Raw genomic sequence first — 17722 nt, 5'->3', positions numbered from 1 at the left:
GGGCTCCGTGCACCACGCGGAGACGATGCTCGCGGGTCCCCCGGTGGGCGGTCCCGGCGCTCCGCCGCCGCCCCCCGGCATGCCCGGCGCCCCCGGTACACCGCCGGGCGGGCCGGTGGCCCCCGGTGTGCCGCGGCCCCCGGCGTACGGGTACCCGCAGCAGCAGGGTCAGCCGACCGTCGGGCCCGGCTACCAGGCGGTGCTGCGCTACCGGGCGCAGGACGGTTCCGAGCAGCAGGTGATCCGGCGGTCCGCGCCCGGCACCCCGCACCCGGAGTGGCAGATCTTCCACGAGCTGCGCGGGATGAACGTGCCGCCCGACCAGGTGCTCGAACTGCACACGGAGCTGGAGTCCTGCGAGCTGCCGGGCGCGTACTGCGCGCGGATGATCCGGGAGCAGTGGCCGCAGGCCCGGATCACGAGCATCGCCCCGTACGGCACGGACCACGCGAGCCGTCAGCAGGGGATGGGTCAACTGCTGGCCCACCAGGGCGAGTTGCATCAGGTGGCGGACGGTCCCGCGCGGCCCGCGCCGGTGCGGGCGCCGATCCCGCCGGTGCAGCCGGCGCCGCCGGTCCCGCCGGAGGCCATCGCGCAGGATCTGGCGGCGGCGTTCGGGCCGGGGATGTTCCGGTTCGAGCAGGCGGCGGTGTCCCGGCAGGGGGTGCCGCCGGTGGTGGCGCACTCGCTGGTGGTCGCCGGGCTGCCGCTGGACATGGGTCCGTTCTTCTGGGCGCAGGCCCAGCCGGGCAGGCCGGTGCCGACGCTCGCCGAACTGGCGCAGGAGCGCGGGGTGCTGCCCGCCTCGGACGCGGGCTCCTACCTGGTCATGGGCAGTGACTTCGGCAAGGCGGTGTGCGTGCAGTACGGCACCGCGAACATCGTGGCGGTGCCGGTGGAGGCCGGGCCGGGCGGGGCGCCGGTGGCGCCGCAGTTCGTCAACACCGGGCTGCCGGAGTTCCAGCGGTGCCTGGCGCTGCTGGGCCGGATGTGGCGGCTCAGGTTCGGCCTGAACCAGGAGCAGGCGGGCCGCTGGACCGTCGACTTCCAGGCCCAGCTCGCCTCGCTCGACCCGGCGGCGCTGGGGTCGCCGGAGAGCTGGTGGTCGGTCCTGCTGGAACAGATGTGGGACGGCCTCCTGTAGGCGCCTTTCCCGCCCTTCCCGTCCCGCGAAGCCGGGCCCGGTCCTCCCGACCGGGCCCGGCTTCCGTGTTGTCCGCCGCGTGCGCCGGGCCGCTCCCCGTCGTCTCTTGGCGCGGAGATCCGCCGTCTCCCGTGACCTCCTAGCGGAGTGTCGCGTTATGAACCATTCCGCCCGATACATCAAGATGTGCGCGAAATCATCTTTTAGTGTCCGTTCGGCGGAGAGGGGTTCCAGGATGAGCAGCGCACCGGTCTCGCCCCACGGTTTCGTGGCGCTACGGGGACGGGGATACCGGCCGGGACAGGTCGACGCGTTCACGTCCGACCTCTGGCGGGAACGGGACGCCGCCTGGGAGCGGGCCGCGCGTCTCACCGTCCTCGCCAAGCAGATGGAGGCCGAGACGGCGCGGCTGCGGGAGGTCGTCGCCGGGCTCGCGCCGCAGTCCTACGAGGCGCTCGGGGACCGGGCGCGGGACCTCTTCGCGCTGGTGGAGGCGGAGGCGGAGGCCGTGCGGGAGGAGGCGCGCGCGGACGGGCGGCGCCTGATGGAGACGGCCGACGAGCACGCGCGGGGCGTGCGCGAGGCGGCGCTGGCGCACGCCGACTCCGTACGCGCCGAGGCCGAGGAGCGCGCCCGGCAGCGGCTGCTCGCCGCCCGTGCCGCGGCCGACGAGTACCGGGTCGCCATCCGGCGCGGCGTCAAGGAGGGCCGCAGCGAGGTCCTGTGCGTGCTGCGCGAGACACGTCAGCGCGCCGCCGCGACCCTCGCCGACCAGGCCGCGGACCACGCCGCGCTGTGGGCGCGGGAGGACGAGGCGGAGCGCGCGCGGGAGGCCGACGCGGCGGCCCGGGAGGCCGAACGGGAGACGCGGGCCGAGGCGGCGCTCGGCGACGCGCAGCGGGCGCTCGCGGAGACGGAGCAGTCCGCGCGGCGCTGCCAGGAGGAGGCGCGGGCGCGGGCCGCCGAGATCGTCGCCGACGCGCGGATCAGGGCCGACCGGATCGCCCGGGACACCGAGCGGGTGCTGCGCGAGCACGGCGAGCGCTGGGACGACGTCCAGGCCCAGATGGACTGCGTCCGCAGCAGCCTGACCGCCCTGACCGGCTCGGCCCCGGCGGAGTAGCGGGCGCGCGGCGGGGCCCACGGGGGGAGGGGCGCCGGTCGCCCACCTGCCTCCCCGGTCGGGGCGTCCCGCTCGCCCCCTCGGCCCGCGCCGCGTTCCCTCACTGGTCCGTGAGGACCGGGAAGCGGCGGGGGGCCCAGACCAGGAGGACCAGGAAGGCCAGGGCCGCCGCGCAGCCCGCGCCGGTGTAGACCCAGTGGACCGCGTCCGCGACGGCCCTGCGGGTGGCCTCCGGCGCGGCGTCCGTGCCGAGGGCGCGGGTGACCGCGTCGAGGTCGCCGGCGCCGCCCAGTCTGCCGGCGAGCACCGCGTTGGCGATCGCGCCGAAGACGGCCGCGCCGACGGTCTGGCCGGTCTGGCGGCAGAACAGCACCGACGCCGTCGCCGTCCCCCGCTCCGCCCAGCCCACCGTCGACTGCACGCCGATGATCAGCGGGAGCTGGAAGAGGCCGAGGGCCGCGCCGAGCGCCAGCATCAGCAGCGTCGGCTGCCAGGCCGAGCCCGGGTAGGGCAGCAGCGGGAACGCGAAGAGGACGAGTGACGCGGAGCCGATGCCGATCATCGCGGTGTTGCGGAAGCCGATCCTGCGGTACACGTGCTGGCTCAGCGCCGCCGACACCGGCCAGCTCAGCGTCCAGACGGAGAGCACGAACCCGGCAGCCGCCGGCGCGAGCCCCAGCACCGTCTGCGCGTAGGTCGGCAGGAAGACGCTCGGCGCGACCATGAGCAGTCCGAGCGCGCCCAGCGCGAGGTTGACCACGGCGATGGTGCGCCGTCGCCACACCCAGCCGGGGATGATCGGTTCGGCCGCCCGGCGCTCGACCAGGACCACCACGGCGACCAGCACGAGCCCCGTCGCGAAGAGGGCGACCGACGGCGCCGACCACCACGGCCACGCCACCCCGCCCTGCACCAGCGCCGTCAGCAGCACCCCGCCGCAGGCGAAGACCGCGAGCGCGCCCGCCCAGTCGACGCGCGGGCGGGCGCCGTCGGAGCGCCGGGCCGGTTCGTGCAGGTGGCGGACGATCAGCCAGAGGGCGACCGCCCCGACCGGGAGGTTGACGAGGAAGATCCAGCGCCAGCCGGCGTAGGCGGCCAGGACGCCGCCGATGCCGGGGCCCGCGACCGCGGACACCGCCCACACCGTCGACAGCTTCGCCTGGATCTTCGGGCGCTCCTTCAGCGGGTACAGGTCGGCGGCGAGCGTCTGCACGGTGCCCTGGAGCGCGCCGCCGCCCAGGCCCTGCACGATCCGGAAGGCGATCAGCGCGGCCATGTTCCAGGCGACGGCGCACAGCAGCGACCCCAGCAGGAACACGGCCGCGCCCGCGACCAGGACCGGCTTGCGGCCGAAGGTGTCGGACAGCTTGCCGTAGACCGGGAGCGTGACGGTGACGGCGAGCAGGTAGCCGGAGAACAGCCAGGAGAAGTAGGAGAACCCGCCGAGGTCGCCGACGATCTGCGGGACCGCGGTGGAGACGATCGTCGAGTCGAGCGCGGCGAGCGCCATCGCCAGCATGAGGGCGGCGACCACGGCGGCCCGCCCGCGTGGCGCGGGCCCCGGCCGGTCGGTCGCCGCCGGACGTATCTCGGTGTCCCCCCTGGTCCACGGATTTCCCTTCCCCCTGCATCTATGTGCCGTGGACACTCTGCCACCCGGCCCGCGCACCGGGGGAGGGCGCCCGGACGGGCGCACCGGGGGCGCACCTGACCCCGAGAGGAGGCGGTGCCTCCGCCGGGCGCCCCCTAGGGGTTCCTCCGTACGACGGTTCGGGGCGTGCTCGTACCCCTGGAGGAGGAGCCGCGGCCCGCCCGCTCCCTAGCCTGGTCGTACGCCGTGGGGGAGTGGCGCGCCGGGGGGTCGGGGTGGGGTTTTCCCCCGGTGCGGAACGGGGCCGGGCACCAGCGCGCCGGACCCCGCGGCCGACCAGACTCATCCGTACGGAACTCATCCGTACGGACACCACGTGACGACAGCGGCGCAGACCGCCGACTTCTTGACCGACATAGGAGACATACCGTGACATCGGCTGTGACCATTCCCAGGCACGGGGGCACTGGAGGGCGTACGGCCGTCGCCGCGCGGGCGCGACAGGTCGTCAAGGCGTACGGATCGGGCGAGACCAGGGTCGTCGCCCTCGACCACGTCGACGTGGACATCGACCGCGGCCGCTTCACCGCGATCATGGGCCCGTCGGGGTCGGGCAAGTCCACCCTGATGCACTGCCTCGCCGGGCTCGACACCGTGACGAGCGGTCAAATTTATCTGGACGAGACGGAGATAACCGGGCTCAGGGACAAGAAGCTCACGCGGCTGCGCCGGGACCGGATCGGGTTCATCTTCCAGGCGTTCAACCTGCTGCCGACGCTCAGCGCGCTGGAGAACATCACGCTGCCCATGGACATCGCGGGCCGCAGGCCCGACCGGGCCTGGCTGGACCGGGTGGTGGAGACCGTCGGACTCGCCGGGCGGCTCAGGCACCGTCCCTCCGAGCTCTCCGGCGGCCAGCAGCAGCGCGTCGCGGTGGCCCGCGCGCTGGCCGCCCGGCCCGAGATCATCTTCGGTGACGAGCCGACCGGCAACCTCGACTCCCGCGCGGGCGGCGAGGTCCTCTCCTTCCTGCGCCGCTCCGTCGACGAACTGGGCCAGACCATCGTCATGGTCACCCACGACCCGGTCGCCGCCTCCCACGCGGACCGGGTGCTCTACCTCGCCGACGGCCGGATCGTCGACGAGATGTTCCAGCCGACCGCCGAGACGGTCCTCGACCGCATGAAGGACTTCGACGCGCGGGGGCGTACGTCATGACCGTGCTGAAGACCTCGCTGCGCAACTTCCTCGCGCACAAGGGCCGGATGGCGCTGTCGGCGATCGCCGTGCTCCTCTCGGTGGCCTTCGTCTCGGGGACCCTGGTGTTCACCGACACCATGAACACCACCTTCGACCAGCTGTTCGCGGCCACCTCGTCCGACGTGACGGTCAGCGCGGGGGACGCCTCCGACACCGGCGAGACGACCTCCGACACCGGCAGACCGCCGGTGCTGGCCGCCTCGGTGCTCGGGAAGGTCCGCGCGGTCCAGGGCGTGCGGTCGGCCGAGGGCACCGTCTTCTCCACCTCGGTCACCGTCGTCGACCGCAAGAAGGAGAGCCTGTCGCCGTCCAGCGGGGCGCCGACCATCGTCGGGAGCTGGAACGCCAACGACGCGCGCACCATGAGGATCACCTCCGGTACCGCGCCGCGCGGCCCGGACCAGGTCATGGTCGACGCCGACACCGCCGACCGGCACGGTCTGCGGCTCGGCGACGGGATCGGTGTGATCAGCGCCGTCGGTACGCACACCGCGCGGATCTCCGGGATCGCCGCCTTCCGGGTCACCAACCCGGGCGCCGCGATCTTCTACCTGGACACCCCGACCGCCCAGCGCACCCTGGTCGGCAGGACCGGCGTCTTCACGAACGTCAACGTCACCGCCGCCGACGGGGTGAGCGACGCGCTGCTGAAGCGGGACGTCGTCGCCGCCCTCGGCACCGGCTACCGGGTGCAGACCGCCAAGGAGACCGCCGACGCCAACCAGAAGGACGTCGAGAGCCTGCTGAGCGTGATGAAGTACGCGATGCTCGGCTTCGCCGGGATCGCCTTCCTCGTGGGCATCTTCCTGATCATCAACACCTTCTCCATGCTGGTCGCCCAGCGCACCCGGGAGATCGGCCTGATGCGGGCCATCGGCTCCTCCCGCAGGCAGGTCAACCGCTCGGTGCTGATCGAGGCGCTGCTGCTCGGCGTCCTCGGCTCGGTCCTGGGCGTCGCCGCGGGCGTCGGCATCGCGGTCGGCCTGATGAAGCTCATGGGCCTGATCGGCATGAACCTCTCCACCGACGATCTGACGGTCGCCTGGACCACCCCGGTGATCGGCCTGCTCCTCGGCGTCGTCGTCACCGTCCTGGCCGCCTACCTGCCCGCCCGCCGGGCGGGCAAGGTCTCGCCGATGGCCGCCCTGCGCGACGCGGGCGCCCCCGCCGACGCCCGCGCGGGCCGGGTCCGCGCCCTGCTCGGCCTGGTCCTCACCGGCGCCGGCGGCTACGCCCTCCACCTGGCCTCCGCCGCGGAGAAGGCGGGCACCGGCTCCCTCTGGCTCGGCCTCGGGGTGCTGTTGTCGCTGATCGGGTTCGTCGTCATCGGGCCGGTGCTGGCCGGAGGCATGGTGCGGGTCCTCGGCGCGCTCGTGCTGCGCGTCTTCGGACCCGTCGGGCGGATGGCCGAGCGCAACGCGCTGCGCAACCCGCGCCGCACCGGCGCCACCGGCGCGGCCCTGATGATCGGCCTCGCGCTGGTCGCCTGCCTCTCGGTGGTCGGCTCCTCCATGGTCGCCTCCGCGACCGACCAGCTCGACAAGACCGTCGGCACCGACTTCATCATCCAGTCCGACAGCGGCCAGCTCCTCACCCCGCAGGCCGTCCGGGCCGTCAAGGACACGCCCGGACTGGAGCGCGTCACCGAGTACAAGGTGACCCGCGCCGACTACACCACCCCCGACGGCAAGACCCTCAGGAACACCGACATCACCGCCGCCGACCCGACGTACGCGACCGATCTGCGCACCGAGACCGTCGCGGGCGAGCTCAAGGACGCCTACCTGCCGGACTCCATGTCCGTGCACGAGACGTTCGCGAAGGAGCACGGCATTCACCTCGGCTCGAAGATCACCGTCAGGTTCCGCGGCGGCTCCACCGCCCACCTGACCGTGCGGGCCATCACCAGCAGCGACGTCGTCATCGACGCGGGCGCCAAGTACATCTCCACCGCCACCCTCGCCCGGTACGTCCCGGCCGGGAACATGCCCCTGGACACCCTCGTCTTCGCCACCGCGCAGAAGGACCGGCAGAAGGACGCCTACACCGCGCTGCGCACGGCCCTGCACGACTACCCGCAGTACACGGTGCGTGACCAGACCGACTACAAGGACGCCCTCAAGGACCAGATAGGCCAGCTCCTCAACATGATCTACGGGCTGCTGGGGCTGGCGATCGTCGTCGCGGTCCTCGGTGTGGTGAACACCCTGGCCCTCTCCGTGGTCGAGCGGACCCGGGAGATCGGCCTGCTGCGGGCCATCGGGCTCTCCCGCCGCCAGTTGCGCCGCATGATCCGCCTGGAGTCCGTGGTCATCGCCCTCTTCGGCGCGCTGCTTGGGCTCGGCCTCGGGATGGGCTGGGGCGCGACGGCGCAGCGGCTGCTCGCGCTGGAGGGGCTGCGGGTCCTGGAGATCCCGTGGCCGACGATCATCGGTGTCTTCGTCGGATCGGCCTTCGTGGGCCTGTTCGCCGCGCTGGTCCCGGCGTTCCGGGCCGGGCGGATGAACGTCCTGGCGGCCATCGCCACCGAGTAGGACCACCGTCACGGGGGAACGGGGGAGGACCCGGCGCGGCAGTGTCCCAGCGGACGCCCCGCGCCGGGTCTCCCCGCGTGCCCGACACCCCCGGACGCGCACCCGGTGCCCCGACGGTCGGTGCCCCGACGGTCGGTGCCCCGACGGGCGCGGCCCCCGGTCCCCGGGCGTCAGCAGCCCCGGCCCCCGCCTTGATCAGCGGGCGCGGCCCTGAGCCCCCCCGGCGCCATCCACGGTCCCGGTGGTCGTCCGCAGGTGCCCCGGGCGCCGTCAACCGGTCGCCCGTGCCGTCAACAGCCCGGGGCGCCCTCCCCGGCCCGGGTGGGTGTCTCCGGCCACGAGGACCGCCCTGGGCCCCTGGCGCCGCCCTGGGCCCCTGGCGCCGCCCCCGGCCCTGGTGCCGCCCCTGCCCCCGCTACCGCTCGCGGCCCCCGCCGTCGCCCCGGGCCCGTCGGTGTCCGGTGTCCCGGTGGTTGTCCACAGGCCCCGCGGTTGTCCTTCCGCCGTCGTAGGCTGAGAGGACCCCCGGCCCGCGCTGCGTGTCGGGCGGTCCGCGTGCCCCACCCCCGACGGAAAGCCCCTTCATGAGCCTGCACGGTCTGCTCGACGCCGTCGTCAAGGACCCCGCCCTCGCGGAAGCGATCACCGCGGGTTCCGACGGCCACCGGATGCACGTCGACCTGGTCGGCCCGCCCGCGGCCCGCCCCTTCGCGGTCGCCGCGCTCGCCCGCGAGACCGGCCGCACGGTGCTCGCGGTGACGGCGACCGGCCGGGAGGCGGAGGACCTCGCCGCCGCCCTGCGCTCCCTGCTGCCCCCCGACGGCGTCGCGGAGTACCCCTCCTGGGAGACGCTCCCGCACGAGCGCCTCAGCCCCCGCAGCGACACCGTCGGCCGCCGTCTCGCCGTGCTGCGCCGCCTCGCCCACCCGAGCCCCGACGACCCCGGCGCGGGCCCCGTCCAGGTCGTCGTCGCGCCGATCAGATCCGTGCTCCAGCCGCAGGTCAAGGGCCTCGGCGACCTGGAGCCCGTGGCGCTGAGGACCGGCCGCAGCGCCGACCTGAACGAGACCGTCGAAGCCCTCGCCGCCGCCGCGTACGCCCGCGTCGAGCTGGTCGAGAAGCGCGGCGAGTTCGCCGTCCGCGGCGGCATCCTGGACGTCTTCCCGCCCACCGAGGAACACCCGCTGCGCGTCGAGTTCTGGGGCGACGACGTCGAGGAGATCCGCTACTTCAAGGTCGCCGACCAGCGCTCCCTCGAAGTCGCCGAGCACGGCCTGTGGGCGCCGCCCTGCCGCGAGCTGCTGCTCACCGAGGACGTGCGCGCCCGCGCGCGGGCCCTCGCCGAGGCCCACCCCGAGCTGGCCGAGCTGCTCGACAAGATCGCCGAGGGCATCGCCGTCGAGGGCATGGAGTCCCTCGCGCCGGTCCTCGTCGACGACATGGAACTCCTCCTCGACGTGCTGCCCGCAGGCGCCATGGCCGTCGTCTGCGACCCGGAGCGGGTCCGCACCCGCGCCGCCGACCTGGTCGCCACCTCGCAGGAGTTCCTCCAGGCGTCCTGGGCGGCCACCGCGGGCGGCGGCGAGGCCCCCATCGACGTCGGCGCCGCCTCCCTGTGGTCCATCGCGGACGTCCGCGACCGGGCCCGCGAGCTGGGCATGATGTGGTGGTCGGTGTCGCCGTTCGCCGCCGACGAGACCCTCGGCTCGGACACCGTCAAGCTCGGCATGCACGCCCCCGAGACCTACCGGGGCGACACCGCGAAGGCCCTCGCCGACACCAAGGGCTGGCTCGCCGACGGCTGGCGCACGGTCTTCGTCACCGAGGCCCACGGCCCCGCCGCCCGCACGGTCGAGGTCCTCGGCGGCGAGGGCATCGCCGCCCGCCTGGACGTGGAGCTGACCGAGCTGAACCCGTCGGTCGTGCACGTGGCGTGCGGCTCCATCGACTACGGCTTCGTCGACACCGCGCTGCGCCTGGCCGTGCTCACCGAGACCGACCTCTCCGGCCAGAAGGCGGCCGGGAAGGACGGCGCCCGGATGCCCGCCAGGCGCCGCAAGACCGTCGACCCGCTCACCCTGGAGGCCGGCGACCACATCGTCCACGAGCAGCACGGCGTCGGCCGCTACATCGAGATGGTGCAGCGCACCGTCCAGGGCGCCACCCGCGAGTACCTCGTCGTCGAATACGCCCCCGCCAAGCGCGGCCAGCCGGGCGACCGCCTCTACATCCCCACCGACCAGCTCGAGCAGATCACCAAGTACGTCGGCGGCGAGGCCCCCACCCTGCACCGCCTCGGCGGCGCCGACTGGACGAAGACCAAGGCGCGCGCCAAGAAGGCCGTCAAGGAGATCGCCGCCGACCTCATCAAGCTCTACAGCGCCCGCATGGCCGCCCCCGGGCACTCCTTCGGCGCCGACACGCCCTGGCAGCGCGAGCTGGAGGACGCCTTCCCGTACGCGGAGACCCCCGACCAGCTCACCACCATCGCCGAGGTCAAGGAGGACATGGAGAAGACGGTCCCGATGGACCGCCTGATCTGCGGCGACGTCGGCTACGGCAAGACCGAGATCGCCGTGCGGGCCGCCTTCAAGGCCGTCCAGGACGGCAAGCAGGTCGCGGTCCTGGTGCCGACCACGCTGCTGGTGCAGCAGCACTTCGGGACGTTCAGCGAGCGGTACGCGCAGTTCCCCGTCAACGTCCGCGCCCTGTCCCGCTTCCAGACCGACGCCGAGGCCAAGGCCGTCCTCGAAGGGCTGCGCGAGGGCTCCGTCGACGTCGTCATCGGCACCCACCGGCTGTTCTCCTCCGAGACCAGGTTCAAGGACCTCGGCCTGGTCATCGTCGACGAGGAGCAGCGCTTCGGCGTCGAGCACAAGGAGCAGCTGAAGAAGCTGCGCGCCAACGTCGACGTCCTGACGATGTCCGCCACCCCCATCCCGCGCACCCTGGAGATGGCGGTCACCGGCATCCGCGAGATGTCCACCATCACCACGCCCCCCGAGGAGCGCCACCCGGTCCTCACCTTCGTCGGCCCCTACGAGGAGCGGCAGATCGGCGCGGCCGTCCGCCGCGAACTGCTGCGCGAGGGCCAGGTCTTCTACATCCACAACCGGGTCGAGTCCATCGACCGGGCGGCGGCCAGGCTGCGCGAGATCGTCCCCGAGGCGCGCATCGCCACCGCGCACGGCCAGATGTCGGAGTCGGCGCTGGAACAGGTCGTCGTCGACTTCTGGGAGAAGAAGTTCGACGTCCTCGTCTCCACCACCATCGTCGAGTCGGGCATCGACATCTCCAACGCCAACACCCTGATCGTGGAGCGCGGCGACAACTTCGGCCTCTCCCAGCTGCACCAGCTCCGCGGCCGGGTCGGGCGCGGTCGCGAGCGCGGCTACGCCTACTTCCTGTACCCGCCGGAGAAGCCCCTCACCGAGACCGCGCACGAGCGGCTCGCCACCATCGCCCAGCACACCGAGATGGGCGCCGGCATGTACGTCGCGATGAAGGACCTGGAGATCCGCGGCGCCGGAAACCTCCTCGGCGGCGAGCAGTCGGGGCACATCGCGGGCGTCGGCTTCGACCTGTACGTGCGGATGGTCGGCGAGGCCGTCGCCGACTACCGGGCCGCGCTGGAGGGCGGCCTCGACGAGGAGCCGCCGCTGGAGGTGAAGATCGAACTGCCGGTCGACGCGCACGTCCCGCACGACTACGCGCCCGGCGAGCGGCTGCGGCTGCAGGCGTACCGGTCCATCGCCTCCGCCAACTCCGAGCAGGACATCACCGCCGTCCGCGAGGAACTCACCGACCGCTACGGCGCGTTGCCCGAGCCGGTGGAGAACCTCCTGCTGGTGGCGGGGCTGCGGATGCTGGCGCGGGCCTGCGGGGTCGGCGAGATCGTCCTGCAGGGCGCCAACATCCGCTTCGCGCCGGTGGAGTTGAGGGAGTCCCAGGAACTGCGGCTCAAGCGCCTCTACCCCGGCACGGTCATCAAGGCCGGCGCGCACCAGGTGCTGGTGCCCCGTCCCAAGACCGCGCGGGTCGGCGGGAAGCCCCTGGTCGGGCGGGAGTTGCTCGGCTGGGTGGGTGAGTTCCTGGCCTCGGTCCTCGGCTCATAGCGCCCCAACGCCCCCTGCCCGCCCTGCCCGTCGCCCCCGTGCGCCCGCTCGCTACGGTGTGCGGACATCGGTACGGGGAAGACGCCTCTGCAACGAGGCGACCAGGGCGGACAAGGGGAGGGGCGCGGAGTGAGGCGTCTGAGGGGCGCGGCGGCTGCAGCCGTCGTCGTCGTGATCGGCATGGCCGGGCTGAGCGGCTGCAAGGACGTGACGACGGGGTCCGCCGGGCCCGGGGCCACCCGGGACGGGGCGAACGGCGGCGGTGGCGGCGGCGCCGCCCTCAAGGCCGCCGAGGCCCTCACCGTCAAGGGGCGTGCCCCGAAGACCGGGTACTCGCGGGAACGGTTCGGCACCGCCTGGGCGGACACCGACTCCAACGGCTGCGGCACCCGCGACGACATCCTCAAGCGGGACCTGGAGAACGTCCGGTTCAGCGACGGCGACTGCAAGGTGTCGTACGGCGTGCTGGAGTCCGACCCGTACTCCGGCAAGAAGATCACCTATCAGCGCGGGCGCAGCCAGGTCGACATCGACCACGTCGTGGCGCTCTCCGACGCCTGGCAGAAGGGCGCCAAGTACTGGGACGGGCGCAAGCGGATAGCGCTCGCCAACGACCCGCTCAACCTGATCGCGGTCGACGCGAGCACCAACCGCTCCAAGGGCGACGGCGACACCTCCAACTGGCTGCCGCCGAACAAGGACTACCGGTGCACGTACGTCGCGGCGCAGGTCGCGGTGAAGAAGAAGTACGAGCTGTGGGTCTCCTCCGGTGAGAAGTCCGCGATGGAGAAGGTCCTGAAGACCTGCCCCGACCAGAAGCTCCCCTCCGGCGGCAACCCGACGGAGGCCCCGGCGCGCTTCCGCGCGAACTGAGCCGCCCCGCGCGGACCGTCCGCACACCGACCGTCCGCACACCGAACGCCCGCGGCCCGGCGGGTACTTGAGCCGCGGGCGGTCGGCCGGCCCCGCCGTCCGGCGCCTCGGCCGGGTCCCGGCCACCTCCGGGGCCGCCGGCACGTCTGGTACTCCTACGGCGCCTCCACCGCGCGCCGCCGCGAGCTCCAGCCGAGCAGCGCCGTCCAGTGGCGCACGATGGCCGACGCGCACGGACGGGGCGCCGGGGCCCGCGACTTCCGCGGCATCACCGACACCCTGGAGGAGTCCGACCACGTGCTGGGGCTGCTCCGTTTCGAGGCCGGGACGGGCGGGGAGGCGGTCGAGTGCCCCGGCGCGCGGGACCGCCCCCTCGACAAGGTGCTGCACACGGCGCTCGGGCTCTCCATGTCCCGCCGCTGAGACGGCCGGTGATCGGTACGGCAACGGTTCGGCACAACCGTGGACCACGTCCACCCGTCGACCTATACGCTCGGACCAAGTCGTCGACCCGTCCCTCGCACACCCGTCCCATCGGTATCACCCGGTCCAGGAGCAGTCATGTCCGGCCACGGCGCGCCGCCGCCCACCCGTAACGCGGGAACCGTCATCACCCAGCGCGTACTGATCGTCGCCGCGGGGTTCTTCTCCTGCGGTCTGCTGTCCTGCGTCCCGCTGTTCCGGGTGGCCTTCCTGCGCGACCGCTGGTTCGACTGGCTGGCGGCCTGGGTGAGCCTGCCGCTCGCCATCGCCTGCTACGCCGTCGTCGGCTCGGTCGACGAGACCGACTCGCGCGGCGACCTCGCGCTCTCCGTGGTGCTGCTGCTCGCCGTGGGCGCCATCGCCTATTTCCTGGTCGTCGACATCCGGATGGCCGACCGCGGCCCCGGCACCGCCGGTTACGCCGCGCCGCACGCCCCGACCGTGACGTCGCCCCCGCCCGGCTACGGCCACCCGCGGCCCTACCCGGCCAACGGGCAGACGCCCCAGCCCCCGCTGCCGCCCATGGGCCCGATGGCGCCGACGGCCGGTGTGGTGCCCGGACCGTACGCCGGACCCCCGCAGCCCCCGGCGCAGCCGCCCGGCCAGCCGCCCGCGCCCGCCCGCATCGAGCAGGTGCGCGCCGAACTCGACGAGATCAGCGACTACCTGCGTCGCCACGACGGCACCTCCGAGGGCGGCAGGTGACCGACGGCACCGGGCGTCTGATCGGCGGCCGCTACGAGCTGTCCACCCTCCTCGGACAGGGCGGCATGGGCCAGGTCTGGACCGCCTACGACCAGCGTCTGGACCGCCGGGTCGCGGTGAAGCTGCTGCGCCCCGACCGGGTCGCGGGCCAGGACGGCGACGAACTGCGCCGCCGGTTCCTGCGCGAGTGCCGGGTCACCGCGCAGGTCGACCACCCCGGCCTGGTCACCGTGCACGACGCGGGCAGCGACGACGAGGAGCTGTTCCTCGTCATGCAGTACGTCGACGGCGCCGACCTCGCCGAGCACCTCGCCGAGCGCACCCCCTACCCGTGGCCCTGGGCGGTCGCGGTCGCCGCGCAGCTGTGCGCCGTGCTGAGCGCCGTGCACGCCGTGCCGATCGTCCACCGCGACCTGAAGCCCCGCAACGTGATGGTCCGCCAGGACGGCACCGTCGTCGTCCTCGACCTCGGTGTCGCCTCCGTCATGGAGACGGACACCACCCGCCTCACCAACACCGGCACCCCCATCGGCACCCCCGCGTACATGGCGCCCGAACAGGCCATGGGCGGCACCGTCGGCCCGTACACCGACCTGTACGCGCTCGGCGTGCTGCTGCACGAACTGCTCGGCGGCGACGTGCCGTTCGCGGGCTCCAGCGCCCTCGGCGTGCTGCACCGCCACCTCTACGAGACGCCCGTGCCGGTGCGCCGGATGCGGCCCGAGGTGCCCGAGGCGCTCGAAGCGCTGGTGCTGCGGCTGCTCGCCAAGGACCCCCAGCACCGGCCCGCCTCCGCCCAGGAGGTGTACGAGGACCTGGCGCCGCTCCTCGCGGCGCGCGGGACCCCCACCGGGGCGCCCCTCGACCCCACCCGCCCCTTCGTCCGCCCGCACGCCCCCTGGCCCGACCGCGCCCGCCACCCCCGCCGACCAGCCCGCCCCCGGCACCCCGCTGCCCGGCAGGCCGGACGTGGCCCGCGCCGTCGACGACGTCAAGCGGTTCCTCGGTGAGGGCCGCATCACCCAGGCCGTCGACGTCCTCGGCGCGATCCTGCCGGTGGCCGCCGAACAGCACGGCGGGAACTCGCCCGTCGTCCGCTCCCTGCGCAAGCAGTACGCGGCGACCCTCATGGACGACGGCCAGTACCGGCGCGCGCTGCCCGAACTGCGCCGCCTCGCCGACGAGCGCGCCTCCGAGGCGGGCCAGGCCGACCCGCAGGCGCTCGGCTTCCGCCAGGACATCGCCCAGTGCCTCGAACAGCTCGGCGAACCGGCGGCGGCCCTCGCCGAGTACCGCTCGCTGCTGCCGTACTACGAGAACCAGTACGTCGGCGGCGGACCCGAACGCGCCCACGACGTCCGGCGCAGCATCGGCCACCTGCTGCTCGCCCTCGGCGACCGGCCCGCCGCCCACGACACCCTGGTCCGGCTGCTGCACGACGTGGAGCGCCTCGGCGGCCCCGCCCACCCCCGCGCCGTCGACATCCGGCGCACCCTCCAGTGGCTGGGACAGATGCGCGGCTAGGGCGGGTCTGACGGGCATTGTCGGACACGCCCTTGGGCGGGGCGGTCGCGTCCCCGCCCGGTCGACGCCGGTCCCGGAGCCGCGCGGCGGTGTCAGAAGTCCCGGTGAATCGTTGGTCGAATGGGTTGGCCTGAGCTGGACCACTGCCTACCATCGATCACCGCAAGACCTTGTGCACCGTCGCACAATCTCCTCGGGAGGCTTCCTTGCACCGCCGCCGTCGCACCGCGCTCCTGTTCACCGCCGCGATCGTCGCCGCGGGCCCCCTCCTCACCGCCTGCGGGAGCGACGCCCACCCCGGCGCCGCGGCCGTCGTCGGCGACCAGCGGATCACCGTGGCCCAGCTCGAGCAGCGGGTGGACGAGGTGCGCACGGCCCAACGGGCGACCCTGAAGGACCCGGCGCAGTACCAGCAGGCCGTCGCCCAGACCGGCACCCTCACCCGCGACACCCTGCACGGCATGGTGCTCGACGAGGTGCTCCAGCGGGCCGCGCGCGACGCGCACGTCACCGTCACCCGCAAGGAGATCCAGCAGATGCGCACCGGCCTGGAACAGCAGGTCGGCGGCGCCAAGGCGCTGGAGACGGCCTGGCTCCAGCAGTACGGGATCGCCCCCGAGCGGCTCGACGCCAACCTCCGCCTCCAGCTGGAGGCCCAGAAGCTCGCCAGGAGCCTCGGCACCGACACCGGCAAACCGGCGTTCTGGAACGCGCTGGGCGCCGCGTCCAAGGAGCTGAAGGTCGACCTGAACCCGCGCTACGGCGCCTGGGACGTCCAGAAGAGCAGCCGCGTCGACGCCAGGACACCGTGGCTGCGCGAGGTGACGGCACCGGCGACGCGCGGCTCCGCGTGACACCCTGAGCGCCGCCCGCCGGGACCCGCCGCCGGGCCGCCCGGCGGCGGTACGCGCGCCCGCGGGGCCGCCCGTCCGGTGCGTTACGTTCGGAGCGTGAACGCACTCAGCTCCGACCTCGCCCCCGGGCCCGACCAGGGCGCCGACCCCGGCCGGGTCGTCCTGCTCACCACCAGCCACCGGGTGGCACCCGGCCTGCTGTCCTGGCCCGCCTGGCAGGCCCTGCACGACGCCGACGAGGTGCTGTGCGCGGACGGCGCCCACCCGCAGCTCCCCTACCTGGAGGAGGCGGGGGTCCGGGTCGCGCGGTCCGCGCCCCTCGCCGAGGAACTGCTCACCGCCTGCGCGGGCGGCCGCACGGTCGTCGTCGTGGCCACCGGCGAGGGCGAGCCGGCGCTCACCGACGGCCTGGCCAGGCTCGCCGGGTCCGGCGCGGTCCGGATGCCCGACCTGGAGCTGCTGCCCGCCTCCTACGACCTGCCCGGCGCCCGCCTGCTCGACCTCGTCCAGGTCATGGACCGGGTCCGCGCCGAGTGCCCGTGGACCTCCCGGCAGACCCACGAGGGCCTCGCCAGGTACGCCGTCGAGGAGGTCTACGAGCTGGTCGAGGCGATCGAGAACGAGGACCGCGACGAACTGCGCGAGGAGCTGGGCGACGTCCTGCTCCAGGTCGTCTTCCACGCCCGGATCGCCGAGGAGGACCCGGACGAGCCGTTCTCCGTCGACGACGTCGCGGGCGGCCTCGTCGCCAAGCTCGTCCACCGTCACCCGCACGTCTTCGGGGACGCGACCGCGACCACACCGGAAGAGGTCAAGGAGCACTGGGAGCGGGCCAAGGCGCAGGAGAAGCGGCGCCGCTCCGTCACCGAGGGCGTCCCGCTCGGCCAGCCCGCCCTCGCGCTCGCCGCCCAGCTCACGGCGCGCGCCCGCACGGCGGGGCTGGACGTCCCGCTGCCGTCGGGCGAGGGCATCGGATACGCGCTGCTCGCCCTGGCGGCCCGCGCGGAGTCCGAGGGAGTCGACCCGGAGGCGGCCCTGCGCGCGGCGGCCAGGACCTACCGCGACACGATCCGCACGGCGGAACGTCCCGGCGGGTGACGCCCGCGGGGAGATGGACGGGGGACCCGCGGGGGACCGGCGAGAGGGGAGGCCGGTGGGGAGAGCCAGGGGGGACCGGCGAGAGGGGAGGCCGGTAGGGAGAGCCAGGGGGACCGGCGCGCGGGGGCGTGGGCGGGCGGGCCTCGGGGGTGTTCGACCCGGGGTGAGCGGTGGACGCGGCGTCGGGGGCGGGGGCGGGCACCGTTACGGTCGATCCGTGACCAACCCGCACGCCCCCGAACCGACCCCGGCGATCCCGACGGGACGACATCCGGCGCCCCTGACGGGACGACATCCGGCGCCCCCGGCAGGACCTCATCCGGCGACCTTGACCGGGACGCCCCCCGGCGACCCCGCCCGGACCTGCCCCCACGCCCCGGCGGGACACCCGCGCCATCCCCCGAGCCGTCCGCCGCCG

General features: G+C 74.1%; 10 protein-coding genes and 2 pseudogenes. 11 read left to right on the top strand and 1 reads right to left on the bottom strand.

Going from position 1 to position 17722, the window contains the following annotated elements:
* Both GA0115242_RS36380 and GA0115242_RS36375 read left to right on the top strand, forming a co-directional pair.
* A partial coding sequence (locus GA0115242_RS36380) for an SUKH-4 family immunity protein (protein WP_237549524.1) occupies positions 1 to 1144 on the top strand: 1144 nt, incomplete at its 5' end.
* A gap of 235 nt (positions 1145 to 1379) precedes the next feature.
* On the top strand, positions 1380 to 2267 hold the full coding sequence (locus tag GA0115242_RS36375) for a cellulose-binding protein (RefSeq protein WP_093835927.1): 888 nt from the start codon (positions 1380 to 1382) through the stop codon (positions 2265 to 2267).
* Between the two features lie 100 nt (positions 2268 to 2367).
* On the opposite strand, the gene GA0115242_RS36370 is transcribed toward GA0115242_RS36375, so the two are convergent.
* Positions 2368 to 3855, bottom strand: coding sequence for an MFS transporter (locus tag GA0115242_RS36370; protein ID WP_256089838.1), 1488 nt, complete (start codon positions 3853 to 3855; stop codon positions 2368 to 2370).
* 432 nt (positions 3856 to 4287) lie between these two features.
* Between GA0115242_RS36370 and GA0115242_RS36365 the strand changes: the two genes are divergently transcribed.
* From GA0115242_RS36365 to GA0115242_RS36325, 9 genes and pseudogenes are all read left to right on the top strand, one after another.
* Entirely contained in the window at positions 4288 to 5076 is a 789-nt protein-coding gene (locus tag GA0115242_RS36365) for an ABC transporter ATP-binding protein (protein WP_093835926.1), read from the top strand.
* The gene (locus GA0115242_RS36360; RefSeq protein WP_093835925.1) at positions 5073 to 7652 is read left to right on the top strand and encodes an ABC transporter permease; all 2580 of its coding nucleotides are present in this window, start codon (positions 5073 to 5075) and stop codon (positions 7650 to 7652) included. Before GA0115242_RS36365 ends, GA0115242_RS36360 begins: the two co-directional genes overlap by 4 nt.
* Positions 7653 to 8236: 584 nt before the next feature.
* Complete coding sequence (gene mfd, locus GA0115242_RS36355) at positions 8237 to 11767, top strand: transcription-repair coupling factor (RefSeq protein WP_093835924.1); 3531 nt, start codon at positions 8237 to 8239, stop codon at positions 11765 to 11767.
* Between the two features lie 129 nt (positions 11768 to 11896).
* Complete coding sequence (locus GA0115242_RS36350) at positions 11897 to 12640, top strand: HNH endonuclease family protein (RefSeq protein ID WP_093835923.1); 744 nt, start codon at positions 11897 to 11899, stop codon at positions 12638 to 12640.
* 141 nt (positions 12641 to 12781) lie between these two features.
* A pseudogene (locus tag GA0115242_RS36345) lies at positions 12782 to 13063 on the top strand (peptidoglycan bridge formation glycyltransferase FemA/FemB family protein); the annotation flags it as partial.
* Between the two features lie 138 nt (positions 13064 to 13201).
* Complete coding sequence (locus GA0115242_RS36340; protein WP_093835922.1) at positions 13202 to 13828, top strand: hypothetical protein; 627 nt, start codon at positions 13202 to 13204, stop codon at positions 13826 to 13828.
* A gap of 65 nt (positions 13829 to 13893) precedes the next feature.
* Positions 13894 to 15352: pseudogene (locus tag GA0115242_RS36335) on the top strand (protein kinase).
* A 206-nt stretch (positions 15353 to 15558) separates the two neighbouring features.
* Positions 15559 to 16206, top strand: a complete 648-nt coding sequence (locus GA0115242_RS36330) for a SurA N-terminal domain-containing protein (RefSeq protein WP_093835921.1) — start codon at positions 15559 to 15561, stop codon at positions 16204 to 16206.
* 96 nt (positions 16207 to 16302) lie between these two features.
* Positions 16303 to 17304, top strand: a complete 1002-nt coding sequence (locus GA0115242_RS36325) for a nucleoside triphosphate pyrophosphohydrolase (RefSeq protein WP_093835920.1) — start codon at positions 16303 to 16305, stop codon at positions 17302 to 17304.
* Positions 17305 to 17722: the final 418 nt, after the last annotated feature.

Source organism: Streptomyces sp. SolWspMP-5a-2, assembly GCF_900091845.1.
Classification (GTDB): domain Bacteria; phylum Actinomycetota; class Actinomycetes; order Streptomycetales; family Streptomycetaceae; genus Streptomyces; species Streptomyces doudnae.
This window is presented reverse-complemented; position numbering and strand designations above follow the sequence as displayed.